This window comes from Bacteroides acidifaciens (assembly GCF_903181435.1).
Classification (GTDB): Bacteria; Bacteroidota; Bacteroidia; order Bacteroidales; family Bacteroidaceae; genus Bacteroides.
In genome coordinates this window covers 2,822,206-2,838,372 of sequence record NZ_CAEUHO010000001.1, presented here as the reverse complement: position 1 = coordinate 2,838,372, position 16,167 = coordinate 2,822,206, and the positions used below count along the sequence as shown (strand labels likewise).

Annotated in this window: 13 protein-coding genes; 3 read left to right on the top strand and 10 right to left on the bottom strand. The window is 43.0% G+C overall.

The features are described 5' to 3' along the window. Positions 1-7: 7 nt before the first annotated feature. From ubiE to CLIN57ABFB40_RS11910, 6 genes are all read right to left on the bottom strand, one after another. Complete coding sequence (ubiE, locus tag CLIN57ABFB40_RS11935) at positions 8-745, bottom strand: bifunctional demethylmenaquinone methyltransferase/2-methoxy-6-polyprenyl-1,4-benzoquinol methylase UbiE (protein ID WP_167962701.1); 738 nt, start codon at positions 743-745, stop codon at positions 8-10. A gap of 2 nt (positions 746-747) precedes the next feature. Next, entirely contained in the window at positions 748-1,692 is a 945-nt protein-coding gene (locus CLIN57ABFB40_RS11930) for a phosphoribosylaminoimidazolesuccinocarboxamide synthase (RefSeq protein WP_175630248.1), read from the bottom strand. A gap of 72 nt (positions 1,693-1,764) precedes the next feature. Next, entirely contained in the window at positions 1,765-2,781 is a 1,017-nt protein-coding gene (locus tag CLIN57ABFB40_RS11925) for a PhoH family protein (protein WP_175630247.1), read from the bottom strand. A gap of 101 nt (positions 2,782-2,882) precedes the next feature. Beyond that, positions 2,883-3,560: a DUF5715 family protein gene (locus tag CLIN57ABFB40_RS11920; protein ID WP_175630246.1), complete on the bottom strand. Its 678-nt coding sequence runs from the start codon at positions 3,558-3,560 to the stop codon at positions 2,883-2,885. Positions 3,561-4,446: 886 nt separating this feature from the next. Then, a complete protein-coding gene (locus tag CLIN57ABFB40_RS11915) occupies positions 4,447-6,099 on the bottom strand; it encodes a flotillin family protein (protein WP_175630245.1) in 1,653 nt (550 codons plus the stop codon). Positions 6,100-6,121: 22 nt separating this feature from the next. Next, on the bottom strand, positions 6,122-6,619 hold the full coding sequence (locus CLIN57ABFB40_RS11910) for a hypothetical protein (RefSeq protein WP_175630244.1): 498 nt from the start codon (positions 6,617-6,619) through the stop codon (positions 6,122-6,124). A 126-nt stretch (positions 6,620-6,745) separates the two neighbouring features. On the opposite strand from CLIN57ABFB40_RS11910, the gene truA reads away from it, so the two are divergent. From truA to CLIN57ABFB40_RS11895, 3 genes are read left to right on the top strand one after another with little or no spacing between them, the layout of a single operon-like run. Next, on the top strand, positions 6,746-7,504 hold the full coding sequence (truA, locus tag CLIN57ABFB40_RS11905; protein WP_175630243.1) for a tRNA pseudouridine(38-40) synthase TruA: 759 nt from the start codon (positions 6,746-6,748) through the stop codon (positions 7,502-7,504). 26 nt (positions 7,505-7,530) lie between these two features. Then, positions 7,531-8,430, top strand: a complete 900-nt coding sequence (locus CLIN57ABFB40_RS11900) for a DMT family transporter (RefSeq protein ID WP_175630242.1) — start codon at positions 7,531-7,533, stop codon at positions 8,428-8,430. A gap of 7 nt (positions 8,431-8,437) precedes the next feature. Beyond that, entirely contained in the window at positions 8,438-9,088 is a 651-nt protein-coding gene (locus tag CLIN57ABFB40_RS11895; RefSeq protein ID WP_175630241.1) for a DUF3256 family protein, read from the top strand. Positions 9,089-9,115: 27 nt separating this feature from the next. Here the strand turns inward: CLIN57ABFB40_RS11895 and CLIN57ABFB40_RS11890 are convergent, their stop codons facing one another. The 4 genes from CLIN57ABFB40_RS11890 to CLIN57ABFB40_RS11875 all read right to left on the bottom strand — a co-directional run bounded on the left by CLIN57ABFB40_RS11890 (position 9,116) and on the right by CLIN57ABFB40_RS11875 (position 16,066). Next, entirely contained in the window at positions 9,116-10,204 is a 1,089-nt protein-coding gene (locus tag CLIN57ABFB40_RS11890) for a phosphotransferase enzyme family protein (protein ID WP_175630240.1), read from the bottom strand. 29 nt (positions 10,205-10,233) lie between these two features. After that, on the bottom strand, positions 10,234-13,575 hold the full coding sequence (locus tag CLIN57ABFB40_RS11885) for a glycoside hydrolase family 2 TIM barrel-domain containing protein (protein WP_175630239.1): 3,342 nt from the start codon (positions 13,573-13,575) through the stop codon (positions 10,234-10,236). A 71-nt stretch (positions 13,576-13,646) separates the two neighbouring features. Beyond that, positions 13,647-14,537 (bottom strand): YitT family protein, encoded by an 891-nt coding sequence (locus tag CLIN57ABFB40_RS11880; protein WP_022140453.1) that lies wholly within the window; start codon positions 14,535-14,537, stop codon positions 13,647-13,649. A 116-nt stretch (positions 14,538-14,653) separates the two neighbouring features. Next, entirely contained in the window at positions 14,654-16,066 is a 1,413-nt protein-coding gene (locus CLIN57ABFB40_RS11875) for a Gfo/Idh/MocA family protein (RefSeq protein WP_410489596.1), read from the bottom strand. Positions 16,067-16,167: the final 101 nt, after the last annotated feature.

Sequence of the window (16,167 nt, the reverse complement as noted above, 5' to 3'; positions counted from 1 at the left end):
AAACTCACTATTTTGTCGCGGTATAAAGAGTACAGATACCAAATGTCAGCCGCCGGAAATTAACTTCACTGAATCCGGCTCGTGAGATGACCCCTTTCATGACTTCCCCTTGTGGAAATACCTTGATGGTGTCCGGCAGATAGCGGTAGGCACTGTTGTCTTTGGAGAGAAGCTTGCCCAGCAATGGGATGACGACTTTAGAGTAGACGGAAAACAATTGTTTCATCGGGAAACGGTCGGGGGTGGTGAGCTCTAGAATCACGAGATGTCCCCCCGGTTTCAGTACCCGGCACATTTCGGAGAGCCCTTTGTCGAGGTCTTCGAAGTTGCGGATGCCGAATGCTACGGTAATGGCGTCAAAGTCATTGTCGGCAAAAGAGAGTGAAGTACAGTCCTCCCGGGCAAAAGAGATTTTGTCCGAGAGTCCTTCCTTCTTTACTTTTTCACGTCCCACATTCATCATACCTTCCGAGATGTCCGTACCGATTAACTCGGCAGGTTGCAGTTTGCGGCAGGCAAGGATAGCAAAATCCCCTGTGCCGGTAGCCACGTCCATCATACGTTGCGGTTGGAAAGGACGCAGCCAGGCAATGGCTTTACGACGCCAACTGCGGTCGATACCTAAAGATAAGGTATGATTCAGTTTGTCATAAGCATGCGCGATATTGTCGAACATGCGCTCTACCTGCTCGGTCTTTTTTCCTTCCTCGTCGTAAGGCTTGATATGTTGTTGTGGGTAGTCCATTCTTATTTAGTCAAGAAATTCATTACGTTCTTTTCGATACGTTCAGCGATGTTGCTGGTATCTTCTTTCACAAATTTCTCGCCGGTGATATTTTCGAACAGTTCGATGTAACGTTCGCTGATGCTCTGTACAATAGCCGGGGTCATTTCAGGTACTTTCTGGCCGTCCTTGCCCTGGAAGCCGTTTTCCATCAACCATTCGCGAACAAATTCCTTAGAAAGCTGCTTCTGCGGTTCGCCTTTTTCGAAACGTTCCTGATAACCTTCCGAGTAGAAATAACGGCTGGAGTCAGGAGTGTGGATTTCGTCCATCAAGTAGATAGTACCGTTGTGCTTGCCGAATTCATATTTGGTATCAACAAGAATCAATCCGCGTTCAGCAGCGATTTCAGTACCACGTTTGAAGAGAGCCAGCGTATATTTTTCAAGTACTTCATACTCTTCGGGAGTAGCCAAACCTTGTTTCAGGATTTCTTCTTTAGAGATGTCTTCATCGTGCAGTCCCATTTCGGCTTTGGTAGTCGGAGTTATGATGGGTTCGGGGAATTTCTCGTTTTCACGCATTCCGTCCGGCAACTTCACACCGCAAATCTCGCGTACACCGCTTTTGTAAGCACGCCATGCACTACCGCACAGGTAACCGCGTACAATCATTTCTACCGGAAAGCCTTCGCACAATACACCGACAGTAACCATTGGGTCCGGAGTAGCCAATTTCCAGTTCGGACAGATGTCAGTAGTGGCATCGAGGAATTTAGCTGCAATCTGGTTCAGCATTTGTCCTTTGTAAGGAATACCTTCAGGCAGTACCACGTCAAAGGCCGAAATACGGTCGGTTGCTACCATGACGAGTTTTTCGCCGTTGATGTTGTACACATCGCGCACTTTTCCGTGGTACACGCTTTTCTGTCCCGGAAAGTTGAAATCTGTTTTTGTTAATGCTTTCATTGTTTTATCTATAATTACAAATTATAAGTTCCAAATCATAAGTCGACACAGGAATTCCGAACCTAAAGACGATTATTCTTTTGCCAGTTTCACTGGACGTTCGCCGTTAAGAACTAGTTGCTCGTTTTTCCGTTTCTCCCGTTCGGCTTTCGCTTCTTTGTCGAATTTCTCATAAGCATCCACGATGCGTTCCACCAACTTATGGCGCACAATGTCTTTCTTGTTTAACTCAACAAAACTAATGCCTTTCACCCCTTTCAGGATTCGGATAGCCTGCACCAGTCCCGAAGTTTGCGAAGCGGGAAGGTCAATCTGCGTCATATCTCCCGTCACAATCATTTTGGTGTTCATACCCATACGGGTGAGGAACATTTTAATTTGCTGTGTGGTAGTATTCTGCGCTTCGTCAAGAATTACGACTGCATCATTCAGCGTGCGTCCGCGCATAAAGGCTAACGGGGCAATCTGTATAATGTTCAATTCCATGTATTCCTTTAACTTGGCAGCAGGTATCATATCTTGAAGGGCATCGTACAAGGGTTGCAGGTACGGGTCGATTTTGTCTTTCATGTCTCCGGGCAGGAAACCGAGTTTTTCTCCGGCTTCTACGGCTGGGCGGCTGAGGATAATCTTCTTGATTTCCTTGTTTTTCAGTGCACGTACGGCAAGGGCGATAGCGGTATATGTCTTTCCTGAACCTGCGGGACCGATAGCGAACACCATATCGTTCTTTGCGAATCCTTCTACCAGTTTCAACTGGTTTTCACTTCGGGGGATGATAGGCTTTCCCGTGACGCTGAACACTATTACGTTTCCGCTCTGTTCCGTTTGCGGGGTATTCCCTTTTATAATGTCGATGATAACCTCTTCTTTCAGTGAATTATATTCGGCGCAGTACTTTTCAATCTTGGTGATGTTTTCTTCGAAGGCGCACATTTCTTCCTCGTCGCCCAGCACTTTGATGACATTGCCACGGGCAACGATACGCAGCTTCGGATATAAAGCTTTAATTAACTGTATGTTGGCGTTGTTTACACCGTAAAAAATAACAGGATCAACATCCTCAAGAACAATTGCTTTCTCTATCATTCAATCGTATTAAAGAAAAATTTCTGCAAATTTAATGAAACGTTTTGGATTCTCTGATTGTTTGGGGATGAATTTTATTGCATTTTATACTCATCTTCCGATTATCGGGCAGTGATATGGAAACATCCTTGCTTCAGCTCATATTTAATATAGCATTTCTCCGCTTTCCGTAAGTCCCTTAAAACCTCAGACAGAACGAGTTTCAGAGTATCCGGGCTTACATCCTGCAAGGGACGCCCGTCTTCGTCTTCTACCTTCTTGAAGCGCTTCCAACTGACATCGAAAGTGGCTCCGAAGCAATGGGCGGAGTTTGCGGAAGCATTTCCGTTCCGGCGGCGGAGACGTTTCACGTCATTTTCCGTACGTAACACCGAAGTGACGATTACTTGATTAGGATTCAGGCCTTTGGCAGTCAGTGAATCGAGGAAGTTGGAACCAATCGTATCGAGCAATGCACTAGCACGAGGAACGAGATAGGGAATGGAATGTGTCAGCGAATCCACGGTATAAAAGTTATTATCGGTAATATGCGTGAGCTTCCCTTTCATAGCTTCCGCAGCGTCACGGTCGGCTAGCGGACGGATACCAATCTTTTTGGCTACTTCTAGATGTGCGTCATTCAAATCTGGGAAAGAACGTTTGTAACTGATTACGCCACGGATATTGCGGGGCTCGTTCAGTTTTAGCGACATATCTTTCTTTTTGCAACCGGAAGTGAGTGTTGCAAGTCCTGTAATCAGCAAAAATAAGGGTAATACACGAAGCTTATGTATAGTCATTTTATATTTTTTGCCCGCAAAGTTATATGAAAACGTTGGAATATACATATGAAATTAAGAAGAATAACGAGGTAACCTTACCCAAAAAGTTCAAAACGGCGCAGAAATGAGCTGAATGATAATTGTACAATTTGAACTCAAATACAACATAATGAAAAAATATCTATCATACTATCATTTAATTTTATATCAAACTAATTGTCAGTGAAATAAGTATGATAGATGGTTTTCCAAACAAGTATCTATCATACTTTCGTAACAAAAAACGGGTATCTATCATATCCATACTGCATCCGTTTTTGTGTAGTATCAGGGAAAAATACTCATATGAAACTACAAGGATATCCACTTTATAGGATGATAATTTGTATTTGGCAGTTTAATAATCCATTGGAAACGGTAATCTTTTTATAGCCTATATATGTAGGCTGTACAGCCCGCATCTGTAAACCATACAGCCCACGTATGGAGGTTGTTCGTCACACAAATGTGGGCTATAAACTTATCGCCATTCAAGTGGGATTATTAAGCCATGATGGTCGGATTTATACGGATTCATTGCAACAAAAATAAACTATCTTACGCCTGTCCAACCTTTATTCGGCTATTTTATTGATGAGAGATACCTTGTTTTTGATGGTATAGTATGATAGATGCCTTTTTAGAAATACATCTATCATACTTATTGTTCTGATAATTAGTGCAATATAGAAATGAATGATGGCATGATAGATATTTTTTTCACTATGTAGCATTTAAATTCAAATCAGTGAATGCATGAGCCAATTTTATGTAGTACAAAGAATATGATGATAGGGGAAAAAATGCGCTGATGAGAAAAGTATTTATTCTTTTCCCATCAGCGCATATTATTGTTGGAGCAGGATTATTTCTTATCCTTTTTCTCTTCCGTTTTTGTTGTAGGCTTTTCCTCCGTTTTGCTTTCCGGATTAATAATACCTTTTACAGTTTCACCGATAGGCAATTTGTCCAATACGCCAAGGCTCGGAGCTACTGTCTTTACTAATGTATTCAGGAAATTACTTGTACCGCCGTTTCCGCCATCGAATACAGTGATATTTCCTAAATTCATGTGTTCGAACGCCTTTACCTGTTCGCCGGCGATTTCCTTCCATTGGTCTACCATCTTATATTGGATAGCGATGGCCGGATTCGATTCGGCTGCTCTTACCATTGCTTCGAAACCTTCCGCTTCAGCAAGTAATGACCGTTTCTTACCTTCCGCTTCTGCTTCCAGTTTCATTTGGATAGCTTTTGCTTCCGCTTCGGCTTGTGCTAAAGTAGCCTTTGCGCGTGCTTCCGCTTCGCGGGTAATCTTTTCAGCGATGGCATTTGCCTGAAGGATAGCTTCCTGTCTGGCAATTTCCGCAGGAACAATCTTTTCAGCCTTCAATGAAGATTCCACTTTCCGTGCCTTAGCTTCTTCCACTTCCTTTTGCGCAATTTCGCGTGCAGTTTGTACGGCAGCTTCCGATTTTGCGGCAGCTTCACCTGCTTGCTTATCGGCATTGGCTTGTGTTACCGCCAGTTCTGCATTGGAAAGTGCTACCTCTTTCTGTGCGTCATTTCGTCCGATGGCAGCTTTCTTGGCAGCTTCCGCCTGTTTGATTTCCATATCCGAGTTTAGTTCGGCAACGCGGCTTTCTTTTTCTGTATTTGCCTGCTCGATACGGATATTCTTTTCAGCTTCAGCCTTTGCTACTTGTGATTCTTTTTCTGCATTGGCAATGGCTACTTGTGAGATTCTGTCCTTATCTGCATTTGCAACGGAGATTTCCTGTAGTTTTTTTGTTTCTGCAATAGCAATATCCTGGTCTTTGCGGGTTTCCGCTACTTTCGTTTCACGCTCCTTTATCTGATTGGCAATTTTGATAGCACCCAGCTTTTCCTGTTCTTCGATGTTGGCTTGTGCTTCGTTCAGTGCTTTACTTTCAGCTTCCTTACCTAAGTTGACAATGTAGTTGGCAGCGTCGCGAATATCACTGATGTTGATGTTCATCAGATACAAACCGAATTTGCGAAGTTCGGTATCGATGTTGTCTTTCACTTTAGCCAGGAACTTATCTCGGTCTGAATTTAATTCTTCAATAGTCATATCGGCAATCACCATACGCATCTGACCATATACAACATCAGTAATTAAGTTCTGTTTGTCATCCATCGTTAATCCCAGCATACGTTCAGCAGCGTTTTGCATCACTTCAGGATCGGTGCTGATAGCTACAGTGATTGTAGTCGGCACATCTACACGAATGTTTTGAGCGGATAGTGCACCGGTCAGTTTACATTCGATCTGCATTGGTTTCATGGACAGGAATTCGTATCCCTGAAGAATCGGCCATACAAAAGCCGCGCCACCATGATATAGCTTTGCCGACTTTTTATCTCCTCCTGTTTTACCATAGACAACGAGGACTTCATCACTCTTACATTTGCGGTAACGAGAAAGGATACCGATAAAAGTGAGCAGAATGACCGCCACTAATATTGCGGCCATGATTAGCATTTCTTGTGTCATAAGATTGTGTAAATTTGAATGGTTATTGAATATATAATGTTCCGTCCTGATATCTGGTGATAACAGTGCGATCTCCGGTTTGATACGTCTTTCCCGATTCGGAGATTACGTCTATTTCACGCATAGCCCCGTCACGATTGGTCTGTACGGTGTATTTGTTGTCGTTTTGTTTGAAGTAAATGGTGCATTCACGTCCGACAAGTTCGTTTGTCGTTTCGGGGCGGTTCACTTGTTGCAGTTGGTAGGCTTTCTTGTACAGAAACCATACGGCGAAAACAAAGAAGAGCCCTATTAGGATGGCGATGATATAGCTTTGAATTTCCGTGTTGCCTGCCAAGTACATGTACCAGCCGAAGCCAATACCAAAATGGGTGAGCCCTTTAAAAGAAACTACGCTACTGATGTCGGCATCTACGTCCATATCTGCATCCATGTCTCCGAAAAAGATTGATAGAATAAATTGAATTACAAAAATGCCTGTTGTGACAAGGGCAATAATGAGAAAAATAGTATTGCTCATAATTTTGTACTGTTAGTGAATTATATGTATTGTTCTCCAAATATACAGGTTTGTGCGGATTATACAAAGATAAATGGGATAAAATGACTACTTTTGCACGCGAAAACCCTAAAAAGAGGAATTAGCGTGCAAAGGTATTTTATTTATTTGGCTTATGACGGAACCAACTATCACGGTTGGCAGATTCAACCGAACGGAATTAGTGTGCAGGAATGTTTGATGAAAGCATTGTCCACTTTCCTGCGTCATGAAATAGAGGTGATAGGGGCTGGGCGGACAGATGCGGGAGTGCATGCTTCTTTGATGGTCGCCCATTTTGAATTTGAAGAGTTGCTGGATACGGATTCTGTCACAGATAAGTTGAATCGTCTGCTTCCTCCGGATATTTCCGTTTATCGGGTTTGCCGGGTCAGACCGGATGCACATGCGCGTTTTGACGCAACTGCCAGAACGTACAAGTATTATGTGACAATGGCGAAATATCCTTTTAACCGGCAATACCGTTGCCGTGTTTACAATCAATTGGATTATGAGCGGATGAATGAGGCTGCACGTACCCTTTTCGAATATACCGACTTTACGAGTTTCAGCAAATTGCATACGGATGTAAAAACAAATATTTGTCATATAACTCATGCCGAATGGACACAGGAAGATGATGTTACCTGGGTATTTACTATCCGTGCCGACCGTTTTTTACGGAATATGGTACGTGCTATAGTGGGCACTCTTCTTGAAGTGGGGCGTGGTAAACTTTCTATCGAAGGGTTCCGTAAGGTCATTGAACAGCAAGACCGTGGCAAAGCGGGTACTTCTGCACCAGGAAATGCTCTTTTCCTGGTAAATGTGGAATACCCCGAAAGTATATTTGAAAGTGATAAATAGTAAATCCTAAAATAGTAAATATCCTCATGTGGTTATTATTAGCATTTCTCTCGGCTACTTTGCTGGGATTTTATGATGTATTCAAAAAGAAATCGCTGAAAGACAATGCGGTACTTCCCGTTCTGTTTTTGAACACTCTCTTTTCCAGTCTTATCTTTCTGCCGTTTATTCTGTTTTCTGTATATCAACCTACCTTATTGGATGGAACGATATTCAATGTTCCGGTTGCGGGATGGGAACAGCATAAATATATTATTATCAAGTCGTTCATCGTGCTGTCCTCATGGATATTCGGTTATTTTGGGATGAAGCATTTGCCTATTACCATCGTAGGTCCGATTAATGCCACCCGCCCGGTAATGGTACTTGTCGGAGCTATGCTTGTGTTTGGCGAACGGTTGAATCTTTATCAATGGATTGGTGTGATGCTGGCTATTGTTTCCTTTTTCATGCTGAGTCGTTCGGGAAAGAAAGAAGGGATTGATTTTAAACATAACAAATGGATATTTTTTATTGTATTGGCTGCGATAACAGGGGCTATCAGCGGATTGTACGATAAGTATCTGATGAAGTCGTTGAATCCGATGCTGGTGCAGTCCTGGTATAATGTTTATCAGGTTTTTATCATGTGTCCTATTTTGTTGCTGCTTTGGTGGCCGAAAAGAAAGTCCACCACTTCGTTTCGTTGGGACTGGACGATTATTCTGATTTCTGTTTTCCTTTCGGCAGCAGACTTTGCCTACTTTTATGCGCTAAGTTATGATGATTCTATGATTTCTATCGTTTCGATGGTTCGCCGCGGAAGTGTCATCGTTTCTTTCATTTTTGGGGCTCTTTTCTTCCGTGAAAAGAATTTAAAAAGCAAGGCGATTGACCTTATACTGGTGTTAATCGGAATGATATTCTTATATTTGGGGACTAAATAAGATTGATATGAAAATAAATAAACTTTTTATTGCTATATTTTTTTCGGTTGTCGGGTTATTTTCCCTGACTCCCCTGCAGGCACAAGAGGCCAAAACTTTGTTTGTGAATATGCCTGACTCTTTGAGTCCCTTGCTGACTAAAGTGAACCGTGCCGATTGTGTCGATTTTCTGGAAAGCAAAATGAAAGCACAAGTGGAAAATCGTTTTGGAAAGAAATCCGAAATGACGGAGCTTGGCAAAGACTATATCCGTATGCAAATGTCTCCGCAAACTACATGGCAGATGAAGGTATTGGCATTGAATGATACAACGAACGTGATTTGTACGGTTTCTACCGCTTGCGCTCCGGCTTGTGATAGTAGTATTCGTTTTTATTCGACTGACTGGAAACTTCTTACCGAGTCACAGTTCATTAGTTTGCCTGTAATGAGCGATTTTCTGAACACACCGGACTCGGCAGCTATCTATGACTTTAACGAAGCTAGCCGTTCAGCTGATATACTTTTAATGAAAGCTGATTTCAACAAAGAGAATACAGAGCTGACCGTAACACTTACTACTCCTGACTATATGTCAAAAGAAACGGCGGAAAAACTGAAACCGTTTCTCCACCGTCCTATTGTGTATCATTGGGAGAATGGAGCTTTTACTAAATAAACTCTCCACTCTCTCTGTTTTTTATTCTTAGTTCTTTAAGCATTCATTGATAAATGCCACCATCTCCGGTGTGTGTGCTTCTACGCTTTGAAGTAGTTTGAACTGTGCCTTGGTGCGAACCAGATTATGTTCCGGATATTTAATCTTGTAGTAAGTATCTCCGTTGATATAATCGGCAAGGAAGCGTACGCATTGCATATATGGGAATAAAGCCGCAGCATAAGGAAGATTTTCTATCTCGAGCGGTGTCAGGAATGACTTGGCGCCTTTCAGATAGCCTTTGGTAAATGCTTTGAATATTTCCATATTGAAGTTTACGCGGTCAAGGTCTTTATCATCTTCATCACCGGTGTTGGCTCCCGTACGAAGGAAGTCACCGTAATCTGAGAATATAAAGCTAGGCATAACCGTATCCAGGTCGATGACACACAGCACCTTGCCATCTTCATCGAACATCATATTATTCACTTTTGTATCACAATGGCATACTCGTTTGGGCAGTTTCCCTTCGCGGTATAAGCGTTCAGCTTTGCACATTTCGTCTGCACGTTTTTCTATTTCGTCCAGGAAATATTGCACTTCAGCCACTCGTCCGGCAGCATTGGCAGCAACGGCATCACGCAGTTGTTTCAAACGGAATTCCATATTGTGGAAGTCGGGGATAGTCTCACCCAAAGTCTCAGGTATATCTGCCAGCATAGCCTGGAAGTTACCGAAAGCTTCTCCGGCATAGTTTGAATATTCGGGATTTACGGTTTCATAAGTCTTGGCACGTGGGATGAATACCATAACACGCCAGTAGTTTTCACCGTCAAACCAATAAGTCTTACCTTCTTCTGTTTCAACGAAAGACAAGACTTTACGGTCAATATCCGACTCTCCCGCTTCTGTCAATTTCTGACGGATATGTCCGGTGACAGCAGCAATATTGGATTGAAGCATTTCTACATTCTGGAAGATAGCATGGTTGATGCGTTGCAAAACGTAGTCGGGAGCATCTGATTCTTTTGTGTTTACTTTGTATGTGTCATTGATAAGTCCTGCTCCTAATGGTTTGATTTCCTCTACCGTGCCTTGGACTTTGAATTTAGCTACAATGCTAGATAAATCTTTCATGGGTTTTTTCTTTAAAATTTATACTAAGGTTATTGATAATCATATTTGGCAGCTTCGTTAGCTTGACCGGCCGAACGAACAGGAACCAGGGTAAATCCCCAGTTGTATTCGCGGTTGGCAGGAATCTGATAGAAAGGTTCCGGGCGTGAACCCCAACTGTCATAACCACCCACTCCTTGTTGCTTCATATCCACGCAAACTTCCACAAAATCTCTTGGAGTGATGTCATTGATGTGATGCATTCTTCGCAATACGTTGCGGGCAGCTTTCTCATCATGGTTGGCAACCTCTTCCGGAGTGAAGTTATTCCATTGGTAAGGATGGGGCAGTGCTTCTTCCGAGTCGAAATCCTCAATAGAGTTGCGCAAAGCATTGAATCCGACAAGGCTGTCAGCTACAATGGCCAGTCCGCTGCCTTTGTCGGGTGACAAGGCAATCCAGCGAGTATCCGTACGATGTCCGTTTTCCTGTGGGCGAACGTAGTTGAAATACATTTTGTCAGCCGTTGTTTTGTAGACTCCGACAAGTGTACCATGATTGCGGTCAATGTAGTTTTCTTCCGGGCCACGACCGAAGTACTGTACGTTATTCATCTTGGCAGGCAAGCGGAAACGCACACCGATACGGGGAACTTCCAGTTTGGAAGCAGCTTTGCGGGCAGCACCACCTCCAGGAGTGAAGGTAGCCATGCGGGTAGCTTCGGAAACTTCTGTTTCGGCAGCTTGCATATCCGTAGAGGTAAACTTAGCGTTTACATTCACCACTCCACTCGGATAAATCTTATAAGTTACGACATATAGATTGCCGGCAGCCAATAAATAGGTCACTTTCAATGAAACGACTTTATTTTCCGTAGTCATGCTGGCATCTGTCACATGGAAATTCTTGCTCGATTGTTTCCATACTTGCAAACGTTTGGGAGCTCCGTTTCCGTAATCATTGTCATTTGGAGCACGCCAGAAGTTAGGTTGAATACCAAATCCATCTTTGAAGTACTCTGTTCCGTCTACTTTGTAAGAAGTAACCAATCCGCTTTTCTTGTTAAATACAAAGTTTACTTTTGAGGATGAGGCTATTAATTCATCTCCTTGTGTGGATGTATTCAATGCGGGACCACTCACTTTATACGTTCCTTTCTCAGCATGGATAGGAAGTTGGAACTGGTCGTATGCAATTTCATATCCGACAGGAATCAGAGGCTCCGGTTCTGTCGTTGTCACACTGAAGTTGACAAAATATTCAGTTCCCGGTTGGGCTTTCAATCCATTTACCGGTACTGCGAACTCTTTAGATGCTTGCGGAGCAATATCCAAAGATACTTTTCCACCTCTTATATTCTTGCCATTAGCAACGACATTATAATGAATCTGGTACTTTTTCAGGTTTGTAAAGTAGAAGCGGTTGGTAATCTTAAATTTGCCGGATGCGGCGTCTGTCGCTTCAAACCCTACATTCTGATGTACATACTTCACCTCAGCCATTGCCGGATGCGGACCGCGGTCGGGGTTTACAAGACCGTTGCAAAGGAAGTTACCATCGCTGGGCATATTCACACCGAAGTCGCCACCATAAGCCCAATACTCTCTTCCGTTCTTATCTTTCTGAAGGATACCTTGATCTACCCAGTCCCAGATATATCCGCCCTGAAGATTCGGATATTTATAGATTGCCTGCCATTGTCCCCACAGGTTTCCGGTGGAGTTACCCATAGCGTGCGCATATTCGGAAGGAGCTATAGGACGGTCGCTGCCGTTCTTGCCTATATTCTCTAACCAGTCAGCACCCGGATATTGGGGAACGTACATATCAGTGTTCCATTCCCATTGGGCACGCTCATAGTTTACAGGACGAGCCATGATATTCTTATCCGCTTCTTTCAGCCACAGATATGTTTGATAGAAGTTATATCCGTTTCCGGCTTCGTTACCTAGCGACCAGAATGTGACACTGGGATAATTCTTATTGCGTTCGAACATATTAATAGTACGATCCATGTGAGGTTTCAGCCATTCCGGGTTGTTGCCCAACGAGCCACCTTTACGGAGATCGTAATACATACCATGGCTTTCGATGTTCGCTTCATCATATACATACAGTCCATATTCATCACAGAGTTCGTAGAAACGGCGATCTTGCGGATAGTGGCAAAGACGTACACTGTTTAAGTTGTGCTGTTTCATTAACTCAAAGTCACGGCGCATCAGTTCTTCTGTTACATAGTGTCCTGTTGCAGGATTATGCTCATGGATATTTACGCCTTTCAGTTTTAATGGTTGTCCGTTGATAAACAAGCAGACATATGGTTTACCGTTGGCGGCTTTCTGTTCGATCGGTTTAATCTCGATACGACGGAAACCGACATTGAAAGGAATAATTTCATTTACTTTTCCGTTCTCTTTTACTGTCAGCAGTAATTTATACAGGTTCGGATGTTCGGATGTCCATGTATTTACGTCAGCCAGTTTTTTATCGAAAGAGAGTGTACGTACTTCATCAATAGGGATATAAACTGTTTTCTCTTCGGTAGCGATAACTTTTCCTTGAGCGTCCAATAATTCATAAACTAATGTAAGATTGGCTGCTTCTTTTTTATGGTTTCTCAAGTCTACGTTCAAGTCGAAAATACCATTCTTGTAACTGTCATCCAAAGTTGATGTTACTCTGAAGTCTTTAAGGGCGGCTTTGGGTTGTGAATAGACAAACACATCACGTTCAATACCGCTGATACGCCAGAAGTCCTGACATTCAAGATAAGAACCTGTACTCCAACGGAAAATCTTCAACGTAAGCACGTTCTTGCCCGGTTTTACATACGGATTGATTAAGAACTCGGCAGGATTCTTTGAATCTTCGTTATATCCTACTTCCTTGCCGTTGATATATACATATACGCCTGATTTGGCTCCTGCCAGATGCAGATAAATATCCCGTCCGCCCCAATCGGCAGGAATGTCGATGTCGCGGCGATATACACCAACGGGATTAGCTTCTGGTAAGATGGGCGGCTGCGGGTTACGAGCCTTGAATTCGTAGCCGTGGTTCGTATAGATGGCTACTCCATGTCCCTGTACTTCCCAGTTGCCGGGTACCTGAATGTCATACCATGAGTCCGTACTGGTATTCGGGTCGGTAATGTTGTTGGGAAGATCCTTGTAAGAATCTACAAAGTAAAACTTCCATGTTCCGTTTAGTAACCGGTAGTATTTGCTCCGTTCAAATTTGCCGCTCATGGCATCGTTCCGGTTATCATACGTCATAAACGAAGAACGGGGATACTCTTTGTTGACTGCTACCACCTGTACATCTTGCCAATATGGCTTTTTAGCATTATCAGCTATGGTATTGGTTGTCACTAGGGAAAATATTCCCATAAAAATGTTGGTTAATAAGAGGGGATACGATCGAATTTTCATGTTTTTCAATATTGGTTTCTCATTCTTTTTTATTTCACTTTAATATGGTCAAATCCTTCTCCATAAACTCCGATGACAGCACTTTGTGAAACAAAGGCTTTCGGGTCGATGTCTTTTATCAGCCGGAAGATAATGGTAGATTCCCGCTTCTTGGCCAATACAAACATCATTTTCTGTTCTCGTCCGGTGTAGAATCCCGTTGCATTGATAATTGTAACTCCCCGGTGCGGATATTCATTGATTCGTTTTCCTATTTCCTGATATTTATTGGATATAATGAAAAACTGTACAGACTGCCGGGCGCTATTCACTACCTGATCGAGTACGAAACTACAAATATAAAGAGTTGCAAATCCATACACTACTTTTTCCCAGTCTTTTAAGACAAAATAACTGGATACTATAATAATCATATCACAAATTAATACAACTCTCCCTAGTGTGATATCCCGATATTTGTTGATAATGGCCGCGATAATGTCAGTTCCGCCGGTACTTCCGTTGGCCGAAAAGGCCACCCCGATACCACCGCCACAGAAGGATGCTCCGATAACGCATGCCATAAAAGGCTGGTCGTGAAGAAGGCTGATACCTGCTGCCAATTTCTGTATGACAGATAAGAAAAAGGTCAGGGTGAATACTCCAAAAATAGTTTTGATGCAGAATTTCAAACCGAGGAGTTTGAGAGCCAGTAGCAGCAGGAAGAAATTGATAGTAAAATACGTATATTGCACAGGGAAGCCGGTAGCCCAATATACAATAGAAGCAATACCCGGTACTCCCCCGGTAGTGATATCATTAGGAAGCAGGAAAACTGTCCAGCCGATACCGTATAAAATCATGCCGATGGCAATCATTACATAATCTTTAGCTTCGCGGATAATGCTTTGCTTGGAAGGCCTTGGAATAGCTGTTTTCATAAATGTGATTATGATGTTCTATAAAATGTTCAAACACGAACCTAAGAATAATCCGGCTTTGGGGGAAAAGCCGGATTGGTTCGTAGTGTTCGTGTAAAAAAGAAAACTCTATTTTGTTATTCTACAAAAGCGTGACGGTAGCCTTTTACCTTGTTCCATCCGCCGCGGGTGAAATCGGGAACTTCAACCGGAGCTGAGTTGTTTTCGATAGAAAGGCGGGTAAGTTCAGCCATACAGCACCATTCTGCAAGGTCATAAACGTCCATATCCAATGGCAGACCATTCTGCAGGCAGTATGCTAGGCGATAATCCATGATAAAGTCCATACCACCGTGACCACCTACTTTCTTGGCAGTCTCTTCCAGTTCTTTGTGAATCGGGTGTTTGTATTTATCCATTAAGGCTTTTCTTACATCGGCAGGTACGGAGCCGTGTGCGTTCAGATTTTCGTGATTAGGAACATCGTTAGAGTCAACTTGCGAAGGTCTTAAACAATATTCTTCAATCGGATATTTGCTTGCATAACCGTCAGCGCCTACTATCTGATACATACGACTGTATGGGCGGGGAGTCATTACATTGTGCTGAATCAACATCGTCTTGCCATTTTCCGTACGGATCAATGTTGAAGTCTGGTCACCGTTCTGGAAGTCTTTCACTTCTTCTCCTGTCTGTTTCTTGATATAAGCCGGACCGTTGACAGCTTTTGTATCCATTGCCACTAAAGTTTTCATGCGGTCGCCACGGTGGATGTCAAGTAATTGGCAAGCCGGGCCCATGCCGTGAGTGGCATATACGTCACCACGATGCTTTTGGTTGTAATCCATACGCCAGTTGTTCCAGTATGCACCCCAGAAGTCTTCCAAATTGTGGATATATGAACCTTCTACATGAAGTACCTCACCGAAAACACCTTGCTGTGCCATATTCAAAGAAGTCAGTTCAAAGAAATCATATACACAGTTTTCCAACTGCATGCAATGCTTGCGAGTCTTTTCAGATGTATTGATTAATTGCCAGATTTCATCCAATGTCATGGCTGCAGGCACTTCGATAGCTACGTGCTTGCCGTGTTCCATAGCATACACGCCCATTTCCGCATGATGTTTCCAGTCAGTTGCGATATATACGAGGTCAATGTCATCCTGCTCACAGAGTTTTTTCCATGCATCTTCCGAACCGCTGTAAGATGCCGCTTCCGGCAATCCTGCATTTTTCAGGATTTCCTGTGATTTCTCTACACGTTCGGGAGCAAGATCGCATAAAGCTACGATTTTAGTTCCCGGAATATGTGTCCAGCGTGCTACGGCACCGGGACCACGCATTCCCAGTCCGATGAAACCGACACGTACGGTATCAATTTTGGGAGCAATAAGTTGGACTACATCCTCTTGACCGGCTGGACGGGTAGGGATTTCAACTTTGATCGGTGCAAAAGCTTCCTGAGCTTTTTGCGAAGATGTGCAGCTTGTATGGCAGGTTAACAAAGTAAGGCCGATAGCTGCGACTGTAAATAGCTTTTTCATCATAATTTTATGTTTTTAATAGGGGGTTATTTGTCGTTTTTCATTTATTTGTCAAAAGTAGTAATTAATAGTCAATTCTGTATATTTGTCACAGATATTTTTAC

Bases quoted from the DNA above. Each gene is read 5' to 3' on its own strand.
- ubiE (WP_167962701.1), bottom strand. From the start codon at position 745: ATGGACTACCCACAACAACATATCAAGCCTTACGACGAGGAAGGAAAA.
- CLIN57ABFB40_RS11930 (WP_175630248.1), bottom strand. From the start codon at position 1,692: ATGAAAGCATTAACAAAAACAGATTTCAACTTTCCGGGACAGAAAAGC.
- CLIN57ABFB40_RS11925 (WP_175630247.1), bottom strand. From the start codon at position 2,781: ATGATAGAGAAAGCAATTGTTCTTGAGGATGTTGATCCTGTTATTTTT.
- CLIN57ABFB40_RS11920 (WP_175630246.1), bottom strand. From the start codon at position 3,560: ATGACTATACATAAGCTTCGTGTATTACCCTTATTTTTGCTGATTACA.
- CLIN57ABFB40_RS11915 (WP_175630245.1), bottom strand. From the start codon at position 6,099: ATGACACAAGAAATGCTAATCATGGCCGCAATATTAGTGGCGGTCATT.
- CLIN57ABFB40_RS11910 (WP_175630244.1), bottom strand. From the start codon at position 6,619: ATGAGCAATACTATTTTTCTCATTATTGCCCTTGTCACAACAGGCATT.
- CLIN57ABFB40_RS11900 (WP_175630242.1), top strand. From the start codon at position 7,531: ATGTGGTTATTATTAGCATTTCTCTCGGCTACTTTGCTGGGATTTTAT.
- CLIN57ABFB40_RS11895 (WP_175630241.1), top strand. From the start codon at position 8,438: ATGAAAATAAATAAACTTTTTATTGCTATATTTTTTTCGGTTGTCGGG.
- CLIN57ABFB40_RS11890 (WP_175630240.1), bottom strand. From the start codon at position 10,204: ATGAAAGATTTATCTAGCATTGTAGCTAAATTCAAAGTCCAAGGCACG.
- CLIN57ABFB40_RS11885 (WP_175630239.1), bottom strand. From the start codon at position 13,575: ATGGGAATATTTTCCCTAGTGACAACCAATACCATAGCTGATAATGCT.
- CLIN57ABFB40_RS11880 (WP_022140453.1), bottom strand. From the start codon at position 14,537: ATGAAAACAGCTATTCCAAGGCCTTCCAAGCAAAGCATTATCCGCGAA.
- CLIN57ABFB40_RS11875 (WP_410489596.1), bottom strand. From the start codon at position 16,066: ATGATGAAAAAGCTATTTACAGTCGCAGCTATCGGCCTTACTTTGTTA.